Source organism: Allobosea sp. P1_B10 (genome assembly GCF_056406735.1).
Genome location: NZ_JBFTZP010000002.1, coordinates 560,612 through 581,959 on the forward strand (window position 1 = coordinate 560,612; position 21,348 = coordinate 581,959).

Below are 21,348 nucleotides of genomic sequence, written 5' to 3' on the forward strand. Positions count from 1 at the left end.
GCGCGCATCATGAGCAAGGCACCCCGCGCCGTTCGTCTCGACGCGCCCGTCTCGGATTCCGCCGAGGCCTGGCAGCCTCGCGCGAGCGGGGTCGCGATCCTGCCCGAGAGCGAGCCGATCGACGCGATCGAGCCCGCTGCTGTCCCGGTTGCCCGGCGCCGCTTTTTATGGGGCACGCTGTTCGTGGCCGGGCTCTCCGGTTTCCTGACGCTGTTGATCGGCGTTTGGGCCGAACGCACCATCGTCTCGCTGATGAACCAGAACCCGGTGCTGGGTTATGCCGCGCTGGTCTGCGCCGGGATCGCGCTGCTGGCGCTGCTGGTGATGCTGGCGCGCGTGCTGCGCGACATCCTGCGCGAGCGCAAGGTCGAGGCGCTGAGGGCCCGTGCCGTCGCTGCACTTGCGGGGGGGACGCTGGATGAGGGCAAGGCCATCGCTGGCGAGTTGATCGGGCTCTATGCCTCGCGCGCCCAGACCGCCAATGGCCGCGCCGCACTGAGCGAAACCATGCCGCAGCTGTTTGCGGCGCGCGATGTGCTCACGGTGGCCGAGCGCAGCCTGATGCTGCCGCTCGACACGGCCGCGCAGGCGCAGATCGCGCAGGCAGCGCGACGCGTCTCGCTGGTGACGGCGGTGAGCCCGCGGGCACTCGTCGATGTTCTGTTCGTGCTGATCGCCTGCGCGCGCCTGCTGCGGGCTATCGCCGGGATCTATGCAGGGCGGCCGGGCACGCTGGGCCTGCTGCGGCTGGCGCGCCAGGTGCTCGGCCATCTCGTCGTGACAGGCGGTATTGCGGCTGGCGATGCGGTGATCCAGCAGGTCGTTGGGCAGGGGCTCGCGGCCCGGCTTTCGGCCAAGCTCGGGGAGGGCGTTCTGAACGGCCTGCTCACGGCCCGTATCGGTCTGGCGGCGATGGCGGTGTGCCGTCCGCTGCCCTTCGTCGAGGCGCAGCCGCCGTCCCTCGCCGATGTCGCGGGCGACCTGAGCGGCTGGCGCGGGTCCACCCCCGAGACCTGATCGCCTCGGCAGATTTTGCCGGTGGCGGGGATTTCTGCCCGGTCGAAACCGCCGCGAAGCGCTTCGGAAACCATGCAACCCACTGATAAATAATGACGCACTGCATGGCATGAGCCGTGCAGTGTTTGCCTCGAAGTTGAGGGCTGCCCAATCAGGGCGCCGGTCGAGGTGAGGGTCTAATGGGTGTCTTCAGTGCGTTGACGACGGCGGTTTCCGGGATGCAGGCGCAGTCCTATGCGCTCGAGAACATCTCCGGAAACATCGCCAATTCCAGGACGGCCGGATTCAAGCGCGTCGACACGACCTTCGCCGACCTGGTGCCGGATTCGGCACTGAACCGCCAGGTGTCGGGCTCGGTCGCCGCCTACAGCCAGGCGACCAACACCATCCAGGGGGACCTGACGGCGACCCGCATCGACACCAATGTCGCGATCAATGGCGACGGCTTCTTCGTGGTCGACCAGCGTTCGAGCGGTGTCGGCGGAAGCACGCAGTTTGCCAACAGCAACCTCTACACCCGGCGCGGCGACTTCGACTTCGACGCCAATGGCTACCTCGTAAACGGCTCGGGCTACTACCTGAAAGGCCTGAAGATCGACCAGGTGACGGGCCAGCTCATCGGCACGCAGCCGGATGTGCTGCGGATCACCAAGGAGCAGTTTCCGGCAAAGGCGACGGCCTCGATCGAGTACCGCGCCAATATTCCGGCGACGCCAGCGACCGCCAACAAGGCAGCCGGCGGCTCGGAGCTTTTGAACCCCGCCACCAGCCTCGCCGGCGGCAACGTCACCGGCAACACTCTGTCGAGCTTCCTGCGGGACTCGATCCCGGGCGGGCAGGTGACGGTCTATGATGCGCTGGGCCAGGCATCGAGCGTCGAGCTGCGCTGGGCCAAGATCGACAATGGCGATGCCGCGGCGGTTCCGCCGACGACCGGCACCTGGAACCTCTTCGTCGGCATCGATACCGGCGCTACAGGAGCGGCTGTCGCCTACCAGAATGTCGGCACGGACGTCGTCTTCGGCCAGACCGGGCAACTCGTCACTCCCACCAACGGCAACATCACGCTGCCCGCCGGCCTGGTGATCGCCGGACATACGCTGCCCCCGATCACGATCGAGACCGGCGGCAACGGCCTGACCCAGAACGGCGATGTGGGCGGCCAGATCGATGCCCGCAGCATCCGCCAGGATGGCTACACCGCCGGCACGCTCGACCGCGTCTCGGTCTCGAATGAAGGCCAGGTCATCGGTACCTTCAGCAACGGCCAGGTCGTTGCCTTGGCGCAGATCGCCGTCGCGCGCTTCAACGCGAGCAATTCGCTGAAGCGCCTGGATGGCGGCGCCTTCGAGGAGACCATCGAATCCGGCGCCCCGATCGTCGGCCTCGGCACCTCCCAGCTCATCGGCGGCAATGTCGAGCAGTCCAACACCGATATCGCCGACGAGTTCTCGAAGATGATCATCACCCAGCAGGCCTATTCGGCCAACACCAAGGTGATCAGCACCGCCCAGGAAATGCTCCGCGACGTCTTCAGCATCATCCGCTGACGCAGTCGCGACGATCCCGGCACAGCCCAGGACGGGCGTGACTAAGAGCAGGAGTCGACCATGGGTCTGAGTACCTCACTGAGCACTGCTGTCGCGGGGCTCAACGCGACGCAGATCGGCATCGGCGTCGTTTCCCAGAACGTCGCCAATGCCGACAAGGCCGGTTACATCCGGCGCCAGGTTGCGACGGTCGATACGCTGGCCGGCAATCAGGTCGGGACGGCGACGACGGCCGTCCAGCGGTTGCTCGACGTGATCGTGCAACGCCAGCTTTGGCAGGAAACCTCGGGCGCGGCCTATACCGCGACCCGCGCCGAGGCGCTGTCGAGCCTCGACAAGCTCTATGGCTCCCCGGGCAGCACGACGGCGCTGGATTCGGTCTACAACCGCTTTACCAGCTCGCTGCAAGCCCTGCAGAACGATCCCTCGTCCTACAGCCTGCGCACCGGCGTGATCGATGCCGCCCAGGAACTCGCCGGCCGGCTGAACACCCTCTCCGACGGTGTCCAGGCCTTGCGCGCGCAGGCCGAGGTCGGGATCGGCGATGCGGTCACGCAGGTCAACTCGCTGCTGAATTCGCTGACGTCGGTCAATGCGAAGATCGTGGGCGCTCCCGCGCAGAACTCCACCGCAGAGCTGAAGGACCAGCGCGACCGGATCGTTGCCGAGCTCTCGCAGTATATCGACATCAAGACGAGCGAGGATGCCCGCGGTTCGCTCAGCATCGTCACGACCTCGGGGACGCAGATCTTCGACGGGCGGCCAGCGATCACGCTCGCCTTCGACGAACACACCAATATCGACGCGACCTCCCAATGGAGCCTCGATGCGTCGCAGCGCGGCGTCGGCACGATCAAACTGACGAATTCCAGCGGCAACAGCATCGATGCGATCGGGAACAGCATCTTCCGCTCCGGGTCGATCGCAGCCCTCGTCGAACTGCGCGACACGACACTGGTCCAGGCGCAGGCCCAGCTCGACGAGATCGCCTCGCAGATGGCGACCGCGCTGTCCGATCGGCAAATTTCGGGCACAGTCACAGGCGCCGCCCCGGCCAGCCAGGTCGCGCTCGGCTTCGACCTGAGCACGCTCCAGCGCGGCAACAGCATCAGCTTCGACTACAAGGCGACGCCGTCGGGCGGAAACCAGCGCGTCACCTTCGTCAATGTCGCCGCTGGGACGAGCTTGCCCGTCTCGGCGCAGGGCGATACCAGCAACCGCGTCGTCGGCGTCGATTTCTCGGCCGCGCCGGCTGCTGTGCAGGCCCAGATGCAGGCCGCGCTGGGGACGAGCTTCACCGTCTCCTACGATGGCACGAGCCTCGCGGTCGCCGATGACGGCGCGGCCGGCACGCGCGACGTGCTGGGGCTCACGGCACGTCCCACCAGCGGCACGCTCGATGCGTCGGGCTCGGCCGAATTGCCGTTCTTCGTGGACGGGAATGGCAATGCCCTGTTCACGGGAAGTTATGAGGGCGGCTCGCAGACGACCGGATTTGCCGGTCGCATCGTGGTCAACCCCGGGCTGATATCCGACCGCTCGAAGCTTGCGGCGTTCTCCGCGACCACCCCGCAGGGCGACACGACGCGCCCGGCGCTGATGCTGGAGCGGCTCACCCAGAGCCAGCGTGCGATCAGCAACGCCGTCGGCATCAGCGGCTCCAACGCGACCAGCACCGCGACCGTCTCGGGCCTGGTGCAGCGCGTCGTCTCCTCGCAGGGACAGGCCGTCGAGCAGGCAAAGCGCCTGAACGAGGGCCAGCAGGTGGCGCTGGCGGCCGTGCAGAGCCGCTTCCAGGAGACATCCCAGGTCAACGTCGACCAGGAGATGGCGACACTGATCGAACTTCAGGCGGCCTACGCCGCCAATGCGCGCATCATCTCGACCGTCAAGGAGATGATGGACGTCCTGATGAGAGTCTGAGGAAGCGTGCCATGACCATCACCTCCTACGGCAGCGGCGCCTATCGCTCGGCCAGGACCGACACCTATGTCTCGTCCCGGACGCAGCTCGACGGCCTGCAGCGCCAGCTGACGACGCAGAAGCGCAGCGAGACGTTCTCGGGGCTCGGTATCGACCGGCGCATCAGCCTGGATCTCAACGCCAAGATCTCTTCGATCGATTCCTGGCTGTCGGGAATCCAGCTGGCCAACGTCAACCTGAAGCTGATGTCGGGAGCTGTCGAGATTTTCGCCAAGCTCACCAGCGAAACCGTGACGGACACGCGCTCCAACAGCTATGTGCCGAGCTCGACAGGACTCTCGGCCCCGCAGATCATGGCCGAGGAGAAGTTCAAGCAGACGCTCGATCTCCTGAACACCAACGTGAACGGCCGCTACCTCTTCTCCGGACGGACATCCGACGTCGAGCCGGTGGCGGGCTTCCAGGACATCTTCTATGGCGATGGCGCCGGCCGAGACGGGCTCGAGACGCTGATCAAGGAGCGCCAGCTCGCCGATGGGGCGGACGGGCAGGGCCGGCTCACCACCGCGGTGGCCGGCACGACCGCGACCGTGACGCGCGAAGCGGTCAACGCCGCCTATGGCTTCCAACTCGCGACGCCGCCTGCGACGACGAACTCGGCGGCGCTCGTGATCAATCCGGTGGTGGGGCCGCCCGCAGGCTTCTCGGTCAATGTGGTCGGGCCTCCTCTGGCTGGCGAGACGCTGCGGTTCAAGCTCGGCCTTCCCGACGGCACCACACAGGACGTCACCTTGACTGCGCGCGCGACAGGCATGACGGGCGACGACGCCACCAGCTTCGAGATCGGCGCCGATCCAGCCGCAACCGCTGCGGCCATCGGCACGTCCATCGCCGCGGCGTTGTCCAAGGGCGCACAGACCGAATTGCGGGCGGCCTCCGCTGTCTACACCGCCAACGACTTCTTCTCCCGCACGCCACCCGAGCGCGTCGACACGGCGGACTATACCGCCGCGCCTGCCGCCGACGCCAACCGCACCGTGAGCTGGTACAAGGGCGAGGACGGAGCCGGCTCGGCGCGACAGACCTCGACGGTGCAGGTCGACCAGACACAGATCGTCGGAACCGGTGCGCGTGCCAATGAGGAGGCCTTCCAGGTCGGGCTCGCTGCCTTCGCCGTGCTTGCGCTTGAGAAGTTCAAGACCACCGATGCGCACCCGCAGGCCGGCTACGAGTCGCTGATCTCGCGCGTCAGCCAGCAACTGGGCTTTGGCGAGGGTGTCCAGAAGCCCGCCGAGATCATCACCGAGCTGGGCTCGGCGCAGACCTCGCTGGCGCGGGCCAAGGAGCGCAACGAGAGCACGAAGAACTATCTGACCTCGACCGTCGAAGGCGTCGAGAACATCTCGACCGAGGAGGTCGCGATGCAGCTCCTGGCCCTGCAGAACCGCCTGCAGGCGAGCTACCAGACGACTTCGATCCTGTCGAAGCTCACGCTGACGAACTATCTCTGAGGCGTTTTCGACACCGGCCGATAGAAAAAGGGCGCCACCTTGCGGGGCGCCCTTTTTCGTGGACTGGTTGGATCGTGCGGGCGTGCGCCGGTGCCGATGGCGGCTTAGCGTCCGCGGAGGCCGATGGCGAGGTCGCGATTGATCGAGATCAGGCTGTCGAGCGACGCCGGGTTCGGGGCCGCAGCGATCCGGAAGGTGTGGTTGAAGACGAAATTGGCGAGGCTGAGGACGTTGCGCTTGATCTCGACGGGCAGCGGATTGTCTTCGGCGATGATCGCGGAAACGAGCAGCGTCCAGAGCTTGCGGTTATAGCTCAGCGCCTCGTCGAGTTCCCGGTTGAGATCTGGGCGCGACCAGTCGTCGACAAGTGCCTGAAGGCGGGTCGCCGCTTTGATCAGCAACGAGGCTTCGAGTTCGCGAGGAGAGACTGTCGACTGGGCCGTCTTGGCGGCGGAGGCGTACGCATTAAACCCGTGTTGCATTCTCGATGAGTTCCGCTTCGTACGCGATCAGCTGTTTGGCTGCCTTGAGAGCTTTGTAGAGATCGCTGCTTAAGATGCGGTTATTGATCTCATGGATATGCGGCAGGGCGCTGGGAGCGGCCTGGACGAAGTCCCGCACGAGCTGGAAATAGACGTCGTGCTGGTGCGTCGGATCCTGCGCCAGATACATCAGCTGGATCGCCAGATAGATCTTCTTGGCCGGCGTGCCGGCGGTATCGGCGGTAAGGATGTCCTTTTCCCTGAGGATCGGCGCCTCGCCTTCGATGAAGAAGCGCGTCCGCTGGGCGTCGTTGCGGATCACCACCTGTCCGATGATGATCCGCTCGTTGGGCTTCAGTTCGACTTTGAGAGCCATGTCCGGTCCTGCCTTCTGGCGGGTGAGAGAGGCGAGGCCGCGCGCCCCGCCGTCTTGGTCAGCCGAAGAGCTTGAGCACGCCCTGGTCGGCCTGGGAGGCGAGCGAAAGTGCGGTCTGCGAGAGCTGCTGGCGGGTGTTGAGGGCCAGGAGCTTGGCACCTTCCTCGTTGGGATCGGCGAGCACGAGGTTGTCGGCGCCGACGGTCAGCGTGTTGATCAGGTTGTTGGTGAAGTCCTGGCGGGTCTGGACGACCGAGAGGTTGGAGCCCAGCGTGGAGGCGATCGAGCGCAGCGAGGTGAGGGCGCCGGTCAGCGTATCGGCCATGTTGTTCAGGGCGGTGTCGTCCTGCATGTTGAACTGCGTGTTCGGCGAGCCAGGGGTGCCGCTGACAGCCGTCAGGATACCGAGATTGGAGGCGGTCAGCGTCTCGCCCTGCACCTCGAGCTTGGACTGGTTGCTGCCGGTCTTCTCGTTGAAGATGATCGAGAGCTTGTCGCCGTCGAGCAGGTTCTTGCCGTTGTAGCCTGCGTCCTTGGCGAGCTTGTTGATCTGGTCGGCCAGATCGTTGAACTGCTTGACGAGGTTCGTGCGAACGGTCGAGTTGCCGCTGGCGGAGATGCCGGTCGAATAGTCGGTGGCTGCGAGACCGATGAGGGTGTTGCCTGTCGGTGCGGTCGACTGGGCGTTGGTGACGGCCGCTGCCGGGTTAGCGCCGGTGCCGAGACCGATCTTGAGGGTATCGGAGCCGGTCCCCGTGACGTTCAGCCTGCCGGAATCATCGACCGTGGCGGTGGCGACACCGGACTTGTTGATCTCGTTGACGAGGTCGCGGACCGTGAACCCGGGCGTCATGGCCGCAGTGTAGGTGGTGTTGCCGGCCGTGATCGAGAGCGCGACACTGGCGCCCGCCACGCCCAGCGAGCCCGCGACGCCAGGCGATGCCGCCAGAGCCGCTGCGCCGGTGACGACCTTGTCGAGCGCGACGTCCTTGAGGCTTTTCGATGTCGCGGCAGCTTCACCGGTCGTCGCGAGGGCCGTGCCGGCCTTGGTGGGACGGTTGGCGGCATTGTCGGCCTGCGCCTGCTTGACCGTCGACTGCAGCGAACTCACCAGCTTGGTGATGGCGTCGATGCCCTGCGAGGCGCCCTGAATTGTCTGGATACCGTTGGAAATTCCGTCCAGGAGCCCCTTCAGCTGACCGGCCCTGTCGTTGAGCCCGACGGAGGTGAAGTAGTTGACGGGGTTGTCGATGGCGGAATTGACGCGCTTGCCGGTCGCCAGCCTGTTCTGGATGGCGCCCTGTTCGGCCGTCGTCTGCGTCAAGGTGAGCAGGTTGTTCCGGACGCCGCTGCTGAGGATCGTGTTGGCCATCGCTGTGTTTCCCTAATGGCGCATTCAGCGCCGGCCAGTCTGTTCTCGGGGAAACATGCTTTGTTAAGGCTAATATTGGGTTAACGACAACATGCGCTCGACAAGCAGAAACGGCGGGGCTTGCGCCCCGCCGTTTGACTTGTCTTTCCCACGTTCTGTGGGTGAACCCGCTTCTGCGGGGTAAGGATCAGAACAGGCGCAGGACGGCCTGGTCGGCCTGGCTCGACAGGCTGAGGGCGGTCTGCGAGAGCTGCTGGCGGGTCTGGAGAGCCAGGAGCTTGGCGCCTTCCTCGTTGGTGTCGGCCAGAACCAGGTTGTCAGCGCCCTGGGTCAGGGTGTTGACGAGGTTCTTCGTGAAGTCCTGGCGAGCCTGGACGACCGAAAGGCTGGAGCCGAGCGACGAAGCGGTCGAACGGATCGACGTCAGCACGTTGGTGAGCGTGTCGGCGACCTTTTCGAGCGACGCGTCGTCCTGGATGTTGAACTGCGCGCCGGTCGCGGTGCCGCTGACCGCCGTATCAATGCCGAAGTTCGCCGAGGTGACCGTCTGGCCCTGGACGTCGAGCTTCGACTGGTTGGAGCCGGTCTTCTCGTTGAACACGATGGACAGCTTGTCGCCGGTCAGCAGGTTCTTGCCGTTGAAGCCCGCGTCCTTGGCCAGTTGGTCGATCTGCGTGCGCAGGTCGTTGAACTGGGAGGTCAGGTTCGTACGGACGGTCGAGTTGCCGCTCGCCGAGATGCCGGTCGAGTAGTCGGTGGCTCCGAGGCCGATCAGCGTGTTGCCGTTCGGCGCGGTCGACTGAGCATTGGTGAGTGCGGTGGCTGCGTCCGTTCCGGAGCCCAGGCCGATCTTCAGGGTATCGGAGCCCGTGCCGGTGACGTTCAACTTGCCGGCATCGTCGACCGAAGCAGTGGCCACGCCGGACTTGTTGATTTCATTCACGAGGTCGCGGACCGTGAAGCCGGCGGTCATGGCGGCGGTATAGGTGGTCTTGCCAGCGGTGATCGACAGCGCAACGCTGGCGCCCGTCAAGCCCAGCGAGCCAGCGACGCCAGAAGAGGCCGCGACGGCGGCGGTGCCGGTGACGACCTTGTCGAGCGCGATGTCCTTCAGGCTCTTTGAGGTCGCGGTGGCTTCTGAAGCGATTGCCAGCGCGGTACCGGCCTTGGTGGGACGGTTGGCGGCGTTGTCAGCCTGAGCCTGCTTCACGGTCGACTGGAGCGAGTTGACCAGCTTGGTGATCGAGTCGAGGCCCTGCGAGGCAGCCTGGATAGTCTGGATGCCGTTCGAGATGCCGTCGAGCAGGTTGGTCAACTGGCCAGCGCGGTCGTTGAGGCCCGCGGAGGTGAAGTAGTTGACGGGATTGTCGACGGCCGAGTTGACCTTCTTGCCGGTGGCGAGACGGTACTGGGCCTGAGCCGAGGAGGCGGCGGTCGAGGAGAGCGAGGTCAGGGCGCTGCGAACGCCCGACGAGAGAGAAATGGTGGCCATGTGATTGATACCTTCTGGTATGATGCCGTTCTGGCGTCGGGCCATTCTGGCTGCGACCCGAGGACACTCGTCCGCCAGACCGTAACAAGCCGTAAATTTCGACCGGCGAATTGCGCCGAACCGGGGCTGAGCGGCGATGTGGTTAAGCGCCGTTTAACGAGCCCGGGTCTGGCGATCCCGCTTGTCCGAGGCGGCAACGCAGAACGCCCGCGCGAGGCGGGCGTCCGCATGGGATGCCGGATGCGAGTTCAGGCTGTCCGTTCGACCGAGGGGCTAGGCTCGCTGTTCTGGCGAGCTCGGTCGGTCAATTCGCGCGAATAGATCCGCAGCTTCAACAGAGCTTCGTCCGGCAGCTGCGAGATTGTCTCGCCGGTATCGGGGTCCTTCTCCTGCAGCACGATGGAACGGCTGCGCGTATCGATGACCAGGCGCCGCTCGACGGTTCCCTCGCGCAGCTGATCGGCTCGCAATTGCTCCTGCTGCCGGTCTGCGCCGGTGCGCCGCTGGGCGGCTGACTCGCCGCTTTCCTCGCGTGTCCGGGTGCGGATCTCGAACAGCACGGCGTCGCCGGCCTGCGCCGATTGCACGGTCTTTTCGGGAGGAAGGTCGACAGGCACGCTATTTCGCGCCGCGACGATATCCGCGCGGGGAGTGGCGTTCGTCGCGCTGATCGGCGCGGGTCTGGTCGCGCTTGAGAAGTCCATGGTCCACTCCTTCTGGAGCGTGCAACGGCGAATTCGCGCCGCGTGTCACCTAAGGGTCAGGAGGCCAGGCAGCGTTTGCCCAACCGACCACGGAACAATTGCAGAAGACTTTGAATATGACGTTAGGAAATTAGGTAAATGTTGGCGGATCTCTGTGCAGTCGCGATCTATCCCGATCGGGCTAGGCCGTGCCGAGGTTGACGCCTGGCGGCACGATCTTCTTTACCATGAGGGCGCCTGGCGCCGCCCATTCGACCAAGGCAGGCGACCCGTGCTGCAGGGGGCCGCTCAGAGGCTGCGGGAAATCACCAAAGGCCCGGAGTTCGGCCGTGAGAACGCGCCGGCTCCGACCGTCGCGGCGGGGCCGTAGCCGGCAGCGCGGGTGGGCTTGTTGGCATCCGCCGCCAGATCACGCACGATCGATTCAGAGACCGCACGCGCGGTCGCCAGGACGAGCTGGTTGATGTCTATCAGCGACTGGAAGCCAATATGGGCCGATTTCAGGCGCTTGACCTGGTCGGGGGCAAAACGGGCCAGCGCGACCGCGTTGAGCTTCACCTGCTCGACGCCGCGCATATAGACACCGGCGAGCTCGGCCTTGCGGGGTTCGCGCGCCATCGCCTCGGGCAGGCGCCCGGCCCGTAGGAGTTCGGTCTCCTCGCCGACGAGGTGGGACAGGGCGGCAAGCGTCTCGAGGACGGCCTCGATCAGGGCCCTCGCGTCGAGCGCGCTGGCGATGCGTGGGCGCTCGTCGAGAACGCGTCTAGCGACCGACATTCGAGACCCCGCTGGCCTGGGCGGCGCCTGTCGACTGTTCCTGCACGCGCAGGAGATCGCGCATGATCTGGTCGGAGAGGCCGAGGCCTCCGGCCTTCTGGATCTGCTTGGCGTATTGCTGGGTCAGCTGCGACTTGGCGATGCCGCCGCCGGTGCCGTTCTCGCCGAGCGGGCCTTCGGTGCCCTCCGGCGTCGCAAAAAGCTGTTGGGTGACCTGCTCGAGGAACACGGTCTCGAAGTCGTCGGCCTGCTTCTTGGCCTTGGCCTTGACCGGGTCGAGCGCGTTCTTGATGCCCTCCAGGACGTTGCCGGCAACGTTCAGTGCGAGCTTGGCGGCGGGTAGGGCGAGCGTAGCACTCATCACATCACCTCGATTTCGGCCTGCAGGGCGCCTGCTGCCTTGATGGCCTGGAGAATGGAGATCAGGTCGCGCGGGCCGATGCCGAGCGCGTTCAGTCCGTCGACGAGTTCGGCGAGGGTGACGCTGTCGCGCACGATGCCGAGCTTGTTCCCGCCTTGCGTATCAACCTTCACGTTGGTGCGCGGCGTCACGACCGTCTCGCCATTGGAGAAGGGGTTTGGCTGGCTGACCTGCGGTTGCTCGCTGATCGTGACGGTCAGGTTGCCCTGGGCCACCGCGACGGTGGAGACGCGGACATCCTTGCCCATCACGATGATGCCCGAGCGCTCGTCGATGACGATGCGGGCAAGCTGGTCAGGCTCGATCTTGAGCTGCTCGATGTCGGTGAGCATACGGATCATGTTGCCCTGGAAGCGGGGCGGGATCTGCAGCACGACGGTCGAGGGGTCGGTCGGCTCCGCGGCGTCGCCGCCGAGGAAATCGTTGATCGCGGCGGCCATGCGGCGCGCGGTGGTGAAATCGGGGTTGCGCAACGACAGGCGCAGCGTCTTGAGCTTGTTGAGGGCGAAGTCGATCTCGCGTTCGACGACGCCGCCATTGGCGATGCGGCCGACCGTCGGGACGCCGCGCGTGATCTTGGCGGCGTCACCCTCGGCCTGGAAGCCGGAGATCGCGACCGGCCCCTGCGAGACCGCATAGACCTCGCCGTCGGCGCCGAGCAGCGGCGTGACCAAGAGCGTGCCGCCCTGCAGCGACTTGGCATCGCCGAGCGCGGAGACCGTGACGTCGAGCCGGGTGCCCTGCGTGGCGAAGGGAGGCAGGTTCGCGGTCACCATCACGGCGGCGACGTTGGCGGTGCGCATATTGGCGCCGCGGGTGTTGACGCCCAGCCGCTCCAGCATCGCCGTGAGCGACTGCTTGGTGAAGGGCGCGTTGTTGAGGGTGTCGCCGGTGCCGTTGAGGCCGACGACGATGCCGTAGCCGAGGATCTGGTTGCTGCGGACGCCTTCGACGGAGGCGAGGTCCTTGATCCGTGACAATGCCTGGGCCGGGCTCGCAGCCATGGCCATGCCAAGCGCCAGCAAGGCAGCGAGCGGCGTCACCAGGGATCTGAGGGCGGCGGAGCGGAACATGAATTCACCGGTTGGAGACATCGAACGACGCTTCCGCCTTGCGATCCGCGTGCCAAACCGGGAAAAGTTGAAAAGTGTTATTTGTCAGTTGTTTGGGCTTTCGGCGCAGGGTGCGGAGCGCCAGTTCGGGCGTGTCGATCCTGCCGGGCCGGCAGTTTCTGCCGGGTGATTTACCGATTGTTAACCACGCCGCGCCCCTAGTCGGCCGACATTCTTTCACGAGGCCGCCATGATCAGGATCGACCAGCGCGCGCCCGTCTCCAACGCCGGCCCTGCGGGAGCCGCGCGGCGCTCCGGAGGCGCGGCGTTCACGCTCCCCACCAAGGAGTCAACCAGCGGTGCGCGCTCGGCCGGCGTCAGTGCCGCCGGGCCGCTCGATACGCTGCTGGCCGTGCAGGCCTATGAGGACTCCGGCGAACGCAAGCGGCGCCAGGCCAAGCGTGGCCATGACCTGCTCGACGGTCTCGACACGCTGAAGGCCGCCCTGCTGACGGGGCGCGTGTCGTTGGTTCAGCTCGAACGCCTGAAGGCAATGCTGTCTTCGCGCCGCGAGACGACCGACGATCCCCGTCTCGACGAGGTGCTGGCGCATATCGAACTGCGCGCGGCCGTCGAGCTCGCCAAGCTCGGACGCTAGCGTTCCAGGCCGCCTAGCGGCCTGACGGTCCTCCATCCCCGTCTGCATCCTCCCTGTGCGAGCCATCATGCAATCGCATGCTGACCTGGCTCTCGCTGGAGACGATGATGGCGCATTCGCGGCCTCAGGCAGCGGGTCGGCTGCTTTGCAGGGAGGGATGACGATGGGCATTTCCCAGAAAGCCAAGGATGCCTACGCGAAATACAAGAAGTTCAAGAAGGCGAAGAGCTATTACGAGGCGGTGACGAAGCTCATCGACGAGGACACGCGCGCCGAGGGCATTTTCAAGCTGGGCCTCAAGGGGCTCACCAAGCTCGGCGAGAAGATCGTGGGAAAGGGCTTTTCCAGCCATCCCTATTTTGCGATCCACAAGGCTCATCTCGAAGCGTTGGGCAGCGCTCTGACGGCTTCGGACACGCATAACAACGCGATGAAAGCGCTCAGCCGGGCGATCGAGAGTGCCGATTCCGCTGCGGCGCTGACGACCCAGATCAATCAGCTCAACGAGCGCAAGCACACCCTCAAAATGGAGTATCTTCTCACCATATCGGGCTCGCAGAACTTTCTGAGAGCGGCGCGCATCGACGCTGCGCAGGCCGAGGACGAGCTTCAAGGTTCGGGCCAGACGCTCGAGACGTACAAAGCAAATAGCGAGCTGGCGCTCAATGACTGGCGCGCCAAGGTCTGCCTGCTGTTTTCGGATTCGGTCGATTTGCTGGCCATGGTGGACATTGAGTACCGGGCGGCCAGCGCGGCTTATGCCCGCTTTACCGCCAAAACCAAGAAGCTTCAGCAGAGTACCAAGCAGATGGATCAGGTTGCCGGCCTCGCAGCCGAGAAAAAGCGCCAGGAAGAGGCCGTGATGCGCCGATACGACAAACCCCAGGATGCCACCGCGATCGAAACCGTGATGGACCCGTCGCTCCAGGCGAAGCGGCAACGCGACAAGGTCGAGGCCGTGGTCGATGTCCTCGGCAAAATCTGCGACGCCGCTATGAGCAGCGACCCGCGAGATCCCAACAAGATCGCGGTCTCGATGGGCGGGCTTTAGTAGCGGGGCCTGTGGTCTGCGAGAACCTTCGTTACAGCTCCATGTAGCCCCGCGCCCTAGCGCGAAATCCGGATCTCGGGGCGCCGCAGCCGCGCGAAGGCCTCGATGGTCGCCATGCGCGATTGCTTCAGTCCGCCCAGGAACGTCTTTGCGTCGGCATCGCCATAGGCGCGCCGGCTGATCGCGAACAGCAGCACGCCGTCCTGGCCCTTGGGCCCGCGATAGGGCGCATAGCGGTACGCGTTCCATTCGACGGTGCGTGTGGGGCTACCGCTACCCATAACGAAGTCGAGCAGGACCTCGCCGGTCTTCTGGTTCTGCAGCAGGGCGAAATTGACCAGCGGATCGGTCGCCTTGCGCGCATTCAGCATGCGCGTCTGCGCTGCAACCGCGTTCGCCACCCCGGAGCCGCTGTCGACGAGCTCGACGATCAGCATGCTGGTGTAGCTCGCTGTGCTCTCTCCGGCGGGCAGATACTCCTGCTTGTAGTAGGCGGGCGAGGGGTGGGAACTCCAGGCCAGCGCCTAGCTCGTTCCGGCGAACTCGATCGGGCCGGGGACGCCGAGCCGGTCGACGGCGTCGGAGGCCAGCGCCGCCGGCGCGAGGCCGGAGACTGCAAGCGCCGCGAGTGCGCTTCGCCGTGTAGGACAGCGGATGAAGCGGGAGCCCTCGGTCGATGACATCGCGTGCTCCCGGTTCACGTCAGCGAACGAACTGATCGGCGTAGTCTGCGCCGAGCCCGTTGCTGGCGTAATGCGCGCGGCACTTGTCGAGCCGCGTGAAGACGTCGTCATAGCCCAGGCATTTGCCATCGGGGTCGACATAGATCATCGCGCCATTGACCTGAAACATCGTGATCATCTCCTCGGTGTCGGGGTCGACAACGAGGGTGTGGGTTTCGCCCGGCGCCTCGTAGACATAGGCGCCCTCGGTCGCGACCCAGTCATGCTCAAGGTAGCGCCACTTGCCCTTCAGCACATAGCCATGGACAGGCTGCGGGTGGCGGTGGCGCGAGAGCACGCCGGCGCGACGCACCTTCAGCAGGTTCATCCAGTAGCCACGCGTGACACACAGCAGCAGCGGGCGGAACCAGACATTGTCGTCGACCGGGACCCAGACGCGGTCGTCCTCCGGGATGACATTGGGGACGATCAGCTCCGGCGGCGATTCCTTCGGCTGCGCGTGGCGGTAGGGAGTCCAGCGCTCTTCGGTGGAGGCCTGGATCGGGATGGGGCTGACCTTGTCCATGATGTCGTTTCCTGATTTCGGTTTCTTGTGTCGCGAGCCTATCCGCCATTGCGAGCGCAGCGAAGCAATCCAGACGTCATGGAGCGCGGCAGTTCCTGGATTGCTTCGCTACGCTAGCAATGACGGCGGACGTTCGTCTTGGCAGATTGATTCAACAGCTTGTCGATCTGATTCTGAAGATCGCTCCAGGCTTTTGAAATGGTTGGCGTTTCAAACCGCGAGGTAGCCGCCGTCGACCGGCAGGATCGAGCCCGTGACGAAGGCCGCGGCATCCGAGAGCAGGAAGGCGATGGCGCCGCCGACATCGGCCGGTTCGCCCCAGCGGCCCATCGGGGTGCGGGCAAGGATGGGAGCGGAGCGCACCGCGTCCTCGACCAGCGGGCGTGTCAGCTCTGTGGCGATCCAGCCCGGCGCGACGGCGTTGACCCGGATGCCCTCGGGCGCCCAGGCAGCGGCAAGAGATTTGGTGAGCTGGCCGATCGCGCCCTTGGACGCGGCGTAGCCCGGCGCGAAGGCCGAGCCGTGGAAGGTCAGCATCGAGGCTATGTTGACGATGGCGCCGCCGGTCTTGCCTTCGGCCTTGGCCGCGAGCTTGTCCTTGGCTGCGAGGCACATCCGCATCGTGCCGTTGAGATTGACCTCGATGGTGAGGCGGAAGGCGTCGATCTCGAATTCCTTGCCGTTGCGCTGGATCATGCCGGCGCAGTTGACCAGAGCGTCGATGCGCGGGCAGGCGGCAACGATCGCGGCAACCTGCGCGTCGCTGGTGACGTCGAGCTGCGCGTGGCGGATGGCGGGATGGGGCGGCGGGGCCGAAACCTCTTCCGCCGTCAGGCCGGTGGCGAGGACCTCGTAGCCGGCCTGGGCGAGGGCGAGAGCGGCGCCGCCGCCGATGCCGCGGGCACCACCTGTCACGAGTGCGAATCTGGGAGCGGGAGCGTCTGTCATGCTCCGAGGCTAGCGCTCATGCGGCGTGCTTGGAAGCGGCCTCTCCGCAAGGCCGGTCCCTCATTGCAGGCTGTACTTCAGGCGCAGCATCGCCGTTCCGCGCGTCTCGAAGTCGCTCGCGACCAGCGGCACCTTGCGCGCCAGCGCGACATCGAGCGCAGTCTCCCACGGCAGGTCCGCCAGCGGCGTGAGGTTCGCGGTCAGTTTCACCTCGGGCGCGAAGCTAGAATTGGGGCCGCCGCCCGGGGCGAAGACATAGTTGCCCGCCATCGTCACCTGCGAGGTCATCGTCAGGTGCTCGAAGAATTTATGGCGGTAGCCGACGAGCAGGTTCGCTCCCTGCTCGGTATTCGCTGCGAAGCCGGCACCGCCCTGGGCCGCGATGGTCCAGATCCAGCCGGTGCCGACCGAGTCGAGGGGGCGGGCGAGGCGCCAGTCGATGCGCGCGTCGCGGCCGGTTTCCTGGCCCGATGGTGCGACAACGCGCGTGGTGACCGAGAAGATGTCGGCGCCGAGCTTGAAGCCTACCGCGCGCTCCGGCAGCGAGCCCGTGGTGCTTGAACGCGAGGACAGTCCGCTGCGGATGATGTCGACGGGTATCGGCCGGCGCGCCCGGAGCCGCGTATGCGACGCCGCCGCCCGAATGGCGGCCTTTGTGAGGTCGGGCTCGAAGGTCACCGCGGCGCTGGCCTCGGGCGTAGCGGAGGGGCCGGGTTGAGCCGCTTCGTCGAGCTCGAAATCGCTCAGGATCGCCGGCGGAATCGGCAGAGCGCGCGCATAGTCGGGGTCGGTATCGGCGCGGACGGAGATAGGAGCAGCCAGCAGCGTGGCCAGAATGCCGGCGTGGATCGGGGCCGAATGGGTCCGGTGAAGGTCTCGTAGGCAGGTCAGCAAGGCGGTCGTCCCTCGTGGATTGACGATCGAATTGCGCGCTTAGGACAGAATGATGCGGATTTTGCGGCAGTGCAGCATACTGCTGGCGGAAACTTGTCCAAACGCAGTGCTTCCCCCTGGGCTCCGAACCCGCTAGGAAGCCCGCAACCGCCTGCGGCGAGCGTGCCGCAGGCCGGAACCGTTCCAGTCTGGCCAGAAGCAGGGGTCGTTTCATATGAGCAAGATCAAGGTCGCCAATCCGGTCGTCGATATGGACGGCGATGAGATGACCCGCATCATCTGGCAGAAGATCAAGGACACCCTGATCTTCCCCTATCTCGACCTCGAACTCGACTATTACGACCTTTCGGTCGAAAACCGCGACGCGACCGACGACCAGGTCACGATCGATGCCGCCAACGCCACCAAGAAGCATGGCGTCGCCGTCAAGTGCGCCACCATCACCCCCGATGAAGGGCGCGTGAAGGAATTCAACCTGAAGTCGATGTGGAAGTCGCCCAACGGCACGATCCGCAACATCCTCGGCGGCGTGATCTTCCGCGAGCCGATCATCTGCAAGAACGTGCCGCGCCTCGTGCCGGGCTGGACGCAGCCGATCGTGATCGGCCGCCACGCCTATGGCGACCAGTACCGCGCCACCGACTTCAAGTTCCCGGGCAAGGGCACGCTGTCGATCAAGTTCGTCGGCGAGGACGGCCAGGTGATCGAGAAGGAGGTCTTCAAGGCCCCCGACGCCGGTGTCGCCATGGCGATGTACAACCTCGACGAGTCCATCAAGGACTTTGCCCGCGCCTCGCTGAACTACGGCCTGATCCGCAAGTACCCGGTCTATCTCTCGACCAAGAACACCATCCTCAAGACCTATGACGGGCGCTTCAAGGACATCTTCGAGGAGATCTACCAGGCCGAGTTCAAGGCGAAGTTCGACGAGGTCGGCATCACCTACGAGCATCGCCTGATCGACGACATGGTCGCCTCGGCGATGAAGTGGTCGGGCGGCTATGTCTGGGCCTGCAAGAACTACGATGGCGACGTGCAGTCCGACACCGTGGCGCAGGGCTTCGGCTCGCTCGGCCTGATGACCTCGGTGCTGATGACGCCAGATGGCAAGACCGTCGAGGCCGAGGCGGCGCACGGCACGGTGACCCGCCATTATCGCGAGCACCAGAAGGGCAAGGAGACCTCGACGAACTCGATCGCGTCGATCTTTGCCTGGACCCGTGGCCTGGCCCATCGCGCCAAGCTCGACAACAATGCAGGGCTCGCCAAGTTCGCGACGCTGCTCGAGAAGGTCACTGTCGACACGGTCGAAGCCGGCGACATGACCAAGGATCTCGCGCTTCTGGTTGGTCCCGAGCAGAAGTTCCTCTCGACGACCGGCTTCCTCGAGAAGGTCAGCGACAACATGCGCAAGGCGATGGCGGCGTAAGTTTTCGCAGCTCAAACGCTTCAACGGGCCCGGTCAGCAATGGCCGGGCTTTTCCATTTGGGATCCATCCGGCGCCGCGCTGGATCGTACCCCGCGCGCGACCTCAAGCGTCATTGCGAGCGCCAGCGAAGCAATCCAGCCTCGTAGAGCCCTACGCCCCCTGGATTGCTTCGTCGCTTCGCTTCTCGCAATGACGTCCCGGACCGGAAGAACCATGCTCTAAACCGGGCCTTAAGCCCCCGGCTGATACGCCCCGCCCGCCAGGCGGGGGACAGTGGGATGAACCAGCAGCAGATTTGGGACGCGGTGCGGTCGCAGGCGGTGACCAGCCCGGCGATCTTCGGTCAGGTCGATTTCGACACCATCCCGGAGCGCTTCGTCGGGGAGCCAGGGCAGCCGAACGAACTGCAGGGTTCCGGCGAGGCGATCCGCAACCAGATCCTGGCCGACCCCGTGCTGATGTCGCGCATCCGCGCCTACACCTTCATGGGTGACCATGTGGGCGACCCCTATGCCGCGCTGATGCCGGAATACGGCTTCCGGCGGCTGGTCGAGATGGTCGACGAGGCCTGCCGACACGGCGTCGATGCCGTCGCCGATGCGCCCGCCGAATTGCGGGACTTCATCGACGCCATGGAAACGATGCCGGATTGGCTCGACATGGCGATGGTCGAAGAGGGAGCACGGCTCGAGCGCGCCGCGATGGCGATCATGAGCCCGGTGTCGATCCGCGCCGCCTTCATCGCGACCTTCATGAACCGCTATGCAGCGCTGCCCATGGCGCTGACGGGTGCTCTCTCCAAGGAGAGCGCGGCAAAACGCGTCAAGGAGACCGCGACCTTCTTCGCCACCTCGGTGCTGCCCGGCGCGCTGGCCCGCAGCGGGGACGGTTTCCGGGCCGCGGCGATGGTGCGGCTGATGCACTCGATGGTCCGCTTCAACGCCATGCGAAAGGGGCGCTGGGACGTATCGGTCTACGGGATACCGATCCCGCAGGTCGACCAGATGCCAGCCGGCCTGATCTCCGTGACCATGATGGCGAGCGCGGTCCTGGCGCAGGGCCGCAACGCATTCACGGCGCAGGAGCGCGCGCGGGTCGAACTCAGCCGGTATCGCTGCTACCTGCTCGGCCTTCCCGAGACGCTGCTGGCGACGACGCCTCAGGAGATCGTGACGCTGATGGCGGCGCGGCAGGCGACCTTGCGCTCCGGCTTCGACGACGAGACCTGCGGGTCGCTGCTGCGCGCGACGCTGGGCGCCTACCTGGCGTCCGACGAGACAGTCACGTCGCGCCTTTTCGATCGCATCGAGAAGGGGTTCTCGAAGGTCTTCTTCGTAACCTACTTCGCCGGTGGCGACGCTGCAAAGGCCGCCGCCATGGGCGTTGTCCCCGGTATGCTCGACAAGGTCTGCTATGGCGTTGCGGCCGCGTCGACCGGGGCCCGGCTCGGAGCCTACAATCTTGCAGCGCGGCTGCCGGCGCTCGCCGGCGCTGCGGATCGACGGCTCGTGGCGCTCATCAAGAAGCAGCTTGCCGCCTGGGGGCACGCCCGCTTCACGACAGATGCATCGGCCTATCGCCACTAGCCGAGCTCTGCGGACTAAGCGTTGCGGGGCCGCCCTGCTATCATGTGCATCCGTCAGCCGTGAGTGGCCGACTGAGACAGGGAGTGCGGTCGATGGCCGAGGGTGCTCATTGGGCTGATCTGGACGAACAGATCGCCATCGTCAGGGGCAATATCGCCGATCTCATGGAGCAGGCCACGAGCGCGTCCGGCGCGGCGGCCGAGGAGCGGCTGGCTACGAGGTTGAACGAGCAGCAGGACCTGCTCGCGGAGCTGCTCAAGAAGCGCGAAGCCATGGGGTAGGGCGGGCCGCAGCCCTCACTCGACGGTGACGGGGCGTCGCGCCAGCACGGCACGCCCGCTGACCGGCGCGTTCATGACATAACGCAACTCGTAGCGGCCGGGCTGTTCCGGGGCTTCCAGCGTCGTCTCGACATTCTCCGCCGGCAAGAAATGCAGCCCCTCGGCATCGAGCGGGGCATCGGGCAGAACGAGCATGACCCGATCCTGCTCGCCATTGGGACCGATGCCGCGTATCGGCAGGTCCTGGCCCCGGCCGACGCGGTCCGGCGCGGCAAGCGTCGCCGTAGGCGGCGTCGTGACGAGGGGTTGGCGGAGCAGGATGACGGGCGCGCCGTCGCGGTCCGCCGTCATGCGCAACTCATAGGTCCCGGCGAGACCGGGCGTCGGCAGCACCGCAACGGCGGTCGTTGGCTCGGCAACAGCGATGGCCGCGTGCACGGGATCGCCGGGCCGCGCGATCGCGAGCCGCGAGCCCGGCGGTGCGTTGCTGAGAAAAACGCTGAGGGGTGCGCCCGCCATGACGCTCTGCGAGGCGGAAATGGCCGGGCCCGTGGGCTTGCGCACCTCTCGCTTCG

At 65.7% G+C, this 21,348-nt stretch carries 24 protein-coding genes; 10 read left to right on the plus strand and 14 right to left on the minus strand.

What is annotated here, in order from left to right; translation table 11 throughout:
* Positions 1 to 9: 9 nt before the first annotated feature.
* From AC1D2L_RS07395 to AC1D2L_RS07410, 4 genes are all read left to right on the plus strand, one after another.
* The gene (locus AC1D2L_RS07395; protein ID WP_476845184.1) at positions 10 to 1,017 is read left to right on the plus strand and encodes a YcjF family protein; all 1,008 of its coding nucleotides are present in this window, start codon (positions 10 to 12) and stop codon (positions 1,015 to 1,017) included.
* Positions 1,018 to 1,196: 179 nt separating this feature from the next.
* A complete protein-coding gene (locus AC1D2L_RS07400; protein WP_476845185.1) occupies positions 1,197 to 2,567 on the plus strand; it encodes a flagellar hook protein FlgE in 1,371 nt (456 codons plus the stop codon).
* A 60-nt stretch (positions 2,568 to 2,627) separates the two neighbouring features.
* Positions 2,628 to 4,490 carry a flagellar hook-associated protein FlgK gene (gene flgK / locus AC1D2L_RS07405; protein WP_476845186.1) on the plus strand — a complete coding sequence of 621 codons (1,863 nt, stop codon included), beginning with the start codon at positions 2,628 to 2,630 and terminating at the stop codon, positions 4,488 to 4,490.
* Between the two features lie 11 nt (positions 4,491 to 4,501).
* Positions 4,502 to 6,001 carry a hypothetical protein gene (locus AC1D2L_RS07410; RefSeq protein WP_476845187.1) on the plus strand — a complete coding sequence of 500 codons (1,500 nt, stop codon included), beginning with the start codon at positions 4,502 to 4,504 and terminating at the stop codon, positions 5,999 to 6,001.
* A 104-nt stretch (positions 6,002 to 6,105) separates the two neighbouring features.
* Here AC1D2L_RS07410 and flaF read toward each other — a convergent pair whose 3' ends face one another.
* The 8 genes from flaF to AC1D2L_RS07450 all read right to left on the minus strand — a co-directional run bounded on the left by flaF (position 6,106) and on the right by AC1D2L_RS07450 (position 12,635).
* A complete protein-coding gene (gene flaF / locus AC1D2L_RS07415) occupies positions 6,106 to 6,483 on the minus strand; it encodes a flagellar biosynthesis regulator FlaF (RefSeq protein ID WP_476845188.1) in 378 nt (125 codons plus the stop codon).
* Entirely contained in the window at positions 6,467 to 6,859 is a 393-nt protein-coding gene (gene flbT, locus AC1D2L_RS07420; protein ID WP_476845189.1) for a flagellar biosynthesis repressor FlbT, read from the minus strand. The genes flaF and flbT overlap by 17 nt, the downstream gene beginning before the upstream one ends.
* 58 nt (positions 6,860 to 6,917) lie before the next feature.
* A complete protein-coding gene (locus tag AC1D2L_RS07425) occupies positions 6,918 to 8,231 on the minus strand; it encodes a flagellin N-terminal helical domain-containing protein (RefSeq protein WP_476845190.1) in 1,314 nt (437 codons plus the stop codon).
* Positions 8,232 to 8,418: 187 nt separating this feature from the next.
* Complete coding sequence (locus AC1D2L_RS07430; RefSeq protein WP_476845191.1) at positions 8,419 to 9,723, minus strand: flagellin N-terminal helical domain-containing protein; 1,305 nt, start codon at positions 9,721 to 9,723, stop codon at positions 8,419 to 8,421.
* A 248-nt stretch (positions 9,724 to 9,971) separates the two neighbouring features.
* Positions 9,972 to 10,427 (minus strand): hypothetical protein, encoded by a 456-nt coding sequence (locus AC1D2L_RS07435; protein ID WP_476845192.1) that lies wholly within the window; start codon positions 10,425 to 10,427, stop codon positions 9,972 to 9,974.
* 288 nt (positions 10,428 to 10,715) lie between these two features.
* Positions 10,716 to 11,204, minus strand: coding sequence for a hypothetical protein (locus tag AC1D2L_RS07440; protein ID WP_476845193.1), 489 nt, complete (start codon positions 11,202 to 11,204; stop codon positions 10,716 to 10,718).
* Positions 11,191 to 11,565 carry a rod-binding protein gene (locus tag AC1D2L_RS07445; protein WP_476845194.1) on the minus strand — a complete coding sequence of 125 codons (375 nt, stop codon included), beginning with the start codon at positions 11,563 to 11,565 and terminating at the stop codon, positions 11,191 to 11,193. Before AC1D2L_RS07445 ends, AC1D2L_RS07440 begins: the two co-directional genes overlap by 14 nt.
* A complete protein-coding gene (locus tag AC1D2L_RS07450) occupies positions 11,565 to 12,635 on the minus strand; it encodes a flagellar basal body P-ring protein FlgI (RefSeq protein ID WP_476845231.1) in 1,071 nt (356 codons plus the stop codon). The genes AC1D2L_RS07445 and AC1D2L_RS07450 overlap by 1 nt, the downstream gene beginning before the upstream one ends.
* 61 nt (positions 12,636 to 12,696) lie before the next feature.
* On the opposite strand from AC1D2L_RS07450, the gene AC1D2L_RS07455 reads away from it, so the two are divergent.
* From AC1D2L_RS07455 to AC1D2L_RS07465, 3 genes are all read left to right on the plus strand, one after another.
* Positions 12,697 to 12,867 carry a hypothetical protein gene (locus AC1D2L_RS07455; protein WP_476845195.1) on the plus strand — a complete coding sequence of 57 codons (171 nt, stop codon included), beginning with the start codon at positions 12,697 to 12,699 and terminating at the stop codon, positions 12,865 to 12,867.
* A gap of 60 nt (positions 12,868 to 12,927) precedes the next feature.
* A complete protein-coding gene (locus tag AC1D2L_RS07460; RefSeq protein ID WP_476845196.1) occupies positions 12,928 to 13,335 on the plus strand; it encodes a flagellar assembly protein FliX in 408 nt (135 codons plus the stop codon).
* Between the two features lie 163 nt (positions 13,336 to 13,498).
* Positions 13,499 to 14,386: a hypothetical protein gene (locus AC1D2L_RS07465; RefSeq protein ID WP_476845197.1), complete on the plus strand. Its 888-nt coding sequence runs from the start codon at positions 13,499 to 13,501 to the stop codon at positions 14,384 to 14,386.
* 56 nt (positions 14,387 to 14,442) lie between these two features.
* Here the strand turns inward: AC1D2L_RS07465 and AC1D2L_RS07470 are convergent, their stop codons facing one another.
* From AC1D2L_RS07470 to AC1D2L_RS07490, 5 genes are all read right to left on the minus strand, one after another.
* Positions 14,443 to 14,823, minus strand: coding sequence for a hypothetical protein (locus AC1D2L_RS07470; protein ID WP_476845198.1), 381 nt, complete (start codon positions 14,821 to 14,823; stop codon positions 14,443 to 14,445).
* 87 nt (positions 14,824 to 14,910) lie between these two features.
* A complete protein-coding gene (locus AC1D2L_RS07475) occupies positions 14,911 to 15,069 on the minus strand; it encodes a hypothetical protein (RefSeq protein ID WP_476845199.1) in 159 nt (52 codons plus the stop codon).
* A gap of 19 nt (positions 15,070 to 15,088) precedes the next feature.
* Positions 15,089 to 15,634: a 2,4'-dihydroxyacetophenone dioxygenase family protein gene (locus AC1D2L_RS07480; RefSeq protein WP_476845200.1), complete on the minus strand. Its 546-nt coding sequence runs from the start codon at positions 15,632 to 15,634 to the stop codon at positions 15,089 to 15,091.
* A 210-nt stretch (positions 15,635 to 15,844) separates the two neighbouring features.
* Complete coding sequence (locus AC1D2L_RS07485; RefSeq protein WP_476845201.1) at positions 15,845 to 16,549, minus strand: SDR family NAD(P)-dependent oxidoreductase; 705 nt, start codon at positions 16,547 to 16,549, stop codon at positions 15,845 to 15,847.
* Positions 16,550 to 16,642: 93 nt separating this feature from the next.
* A complete protein-coding gene (locus tag AC1D2L_RS07490; RefSeq protein ID WP_476845202.1) occupies positions 16,643 to 17,476 on the minus strand; it encodes a hypothetical protein in 834 nt (277 codons plus the stop codon).
* 214 nt (positions 17,477 to 17,690) lie between these two features.
* Between AC1D2L_RS07490 and AC1D2L_RS07495 the strand changes: the two genes are divergently transcribed.
* The 3 genes from AC1D2L_RS07495 to AC1D2L_RS07505 all read left to right on the plus strand — a co-directional run bounded on the left by AC1D2L_RS07495 (position 17,691) and on the right by AC1D2L_RS07505 (position 20,773).
* Positions 17,691 to 18,905 carry an NADP-dependent isocitrate dehydrogenase gene (locus tag AC1D2L_RS07495; RefSeq protein WP_476845203.1) on the plus strand — a complete coding sequence of 405 codons (1,215 nt, stop codon included), beginning with the start codon at positions 17,691 to 17,693 and terminating at the stop codon, positions 18,903 to 18,905.
* 279 nt (positions 18,906 to 19,184) lie between these two features.
* The gene (locus AC1D2L_RS07500; RefSeq protein WP_476845204.1) at positions 19,185 to 20,492 is read left to right on the plus strand and encodes an oxygenase MpaB family protein; all 1,308 of its coding nucleotides are present in this window, start codon (positions 19,185 to 19,187) and stop codon (positions 20,490 to 20,492) included.
* 92 nt (positions 20,493 to 20,584) lie between these two features.
* Positions 20,585 to 20,773 carry a hypothetical protein gene (locus AC1D2L_RS07505; protein WP_476845205.1) on the plus strand — a complete coding sequence of 63 codons (189 nt, stop codon included), beginning with the start codon at positions 20,585 to 20,587 and terminating at the stop codon, positions 20,771 to 20,773.
* Between the two features lie 15 nt (positions 20,774 to 20,788).
* Here AC1D2L_RS07505 and AC1D2L_RS07510 read toward each other — a convergent pair whose 3' ends face one another.
* On the minus strand, positions 20,789 to 21,337 hold the full coding sequence (locus AC1D2L_RS07510; protein WP_476845206.1) for a hypothetical protein: 549 nt from the start codon (positions 21,335 to 21,337) through the stop codon (positions 20,789 to 20,791).
* Positions 21,338 to 21,348: the final 11 nt, after the last annotated feature.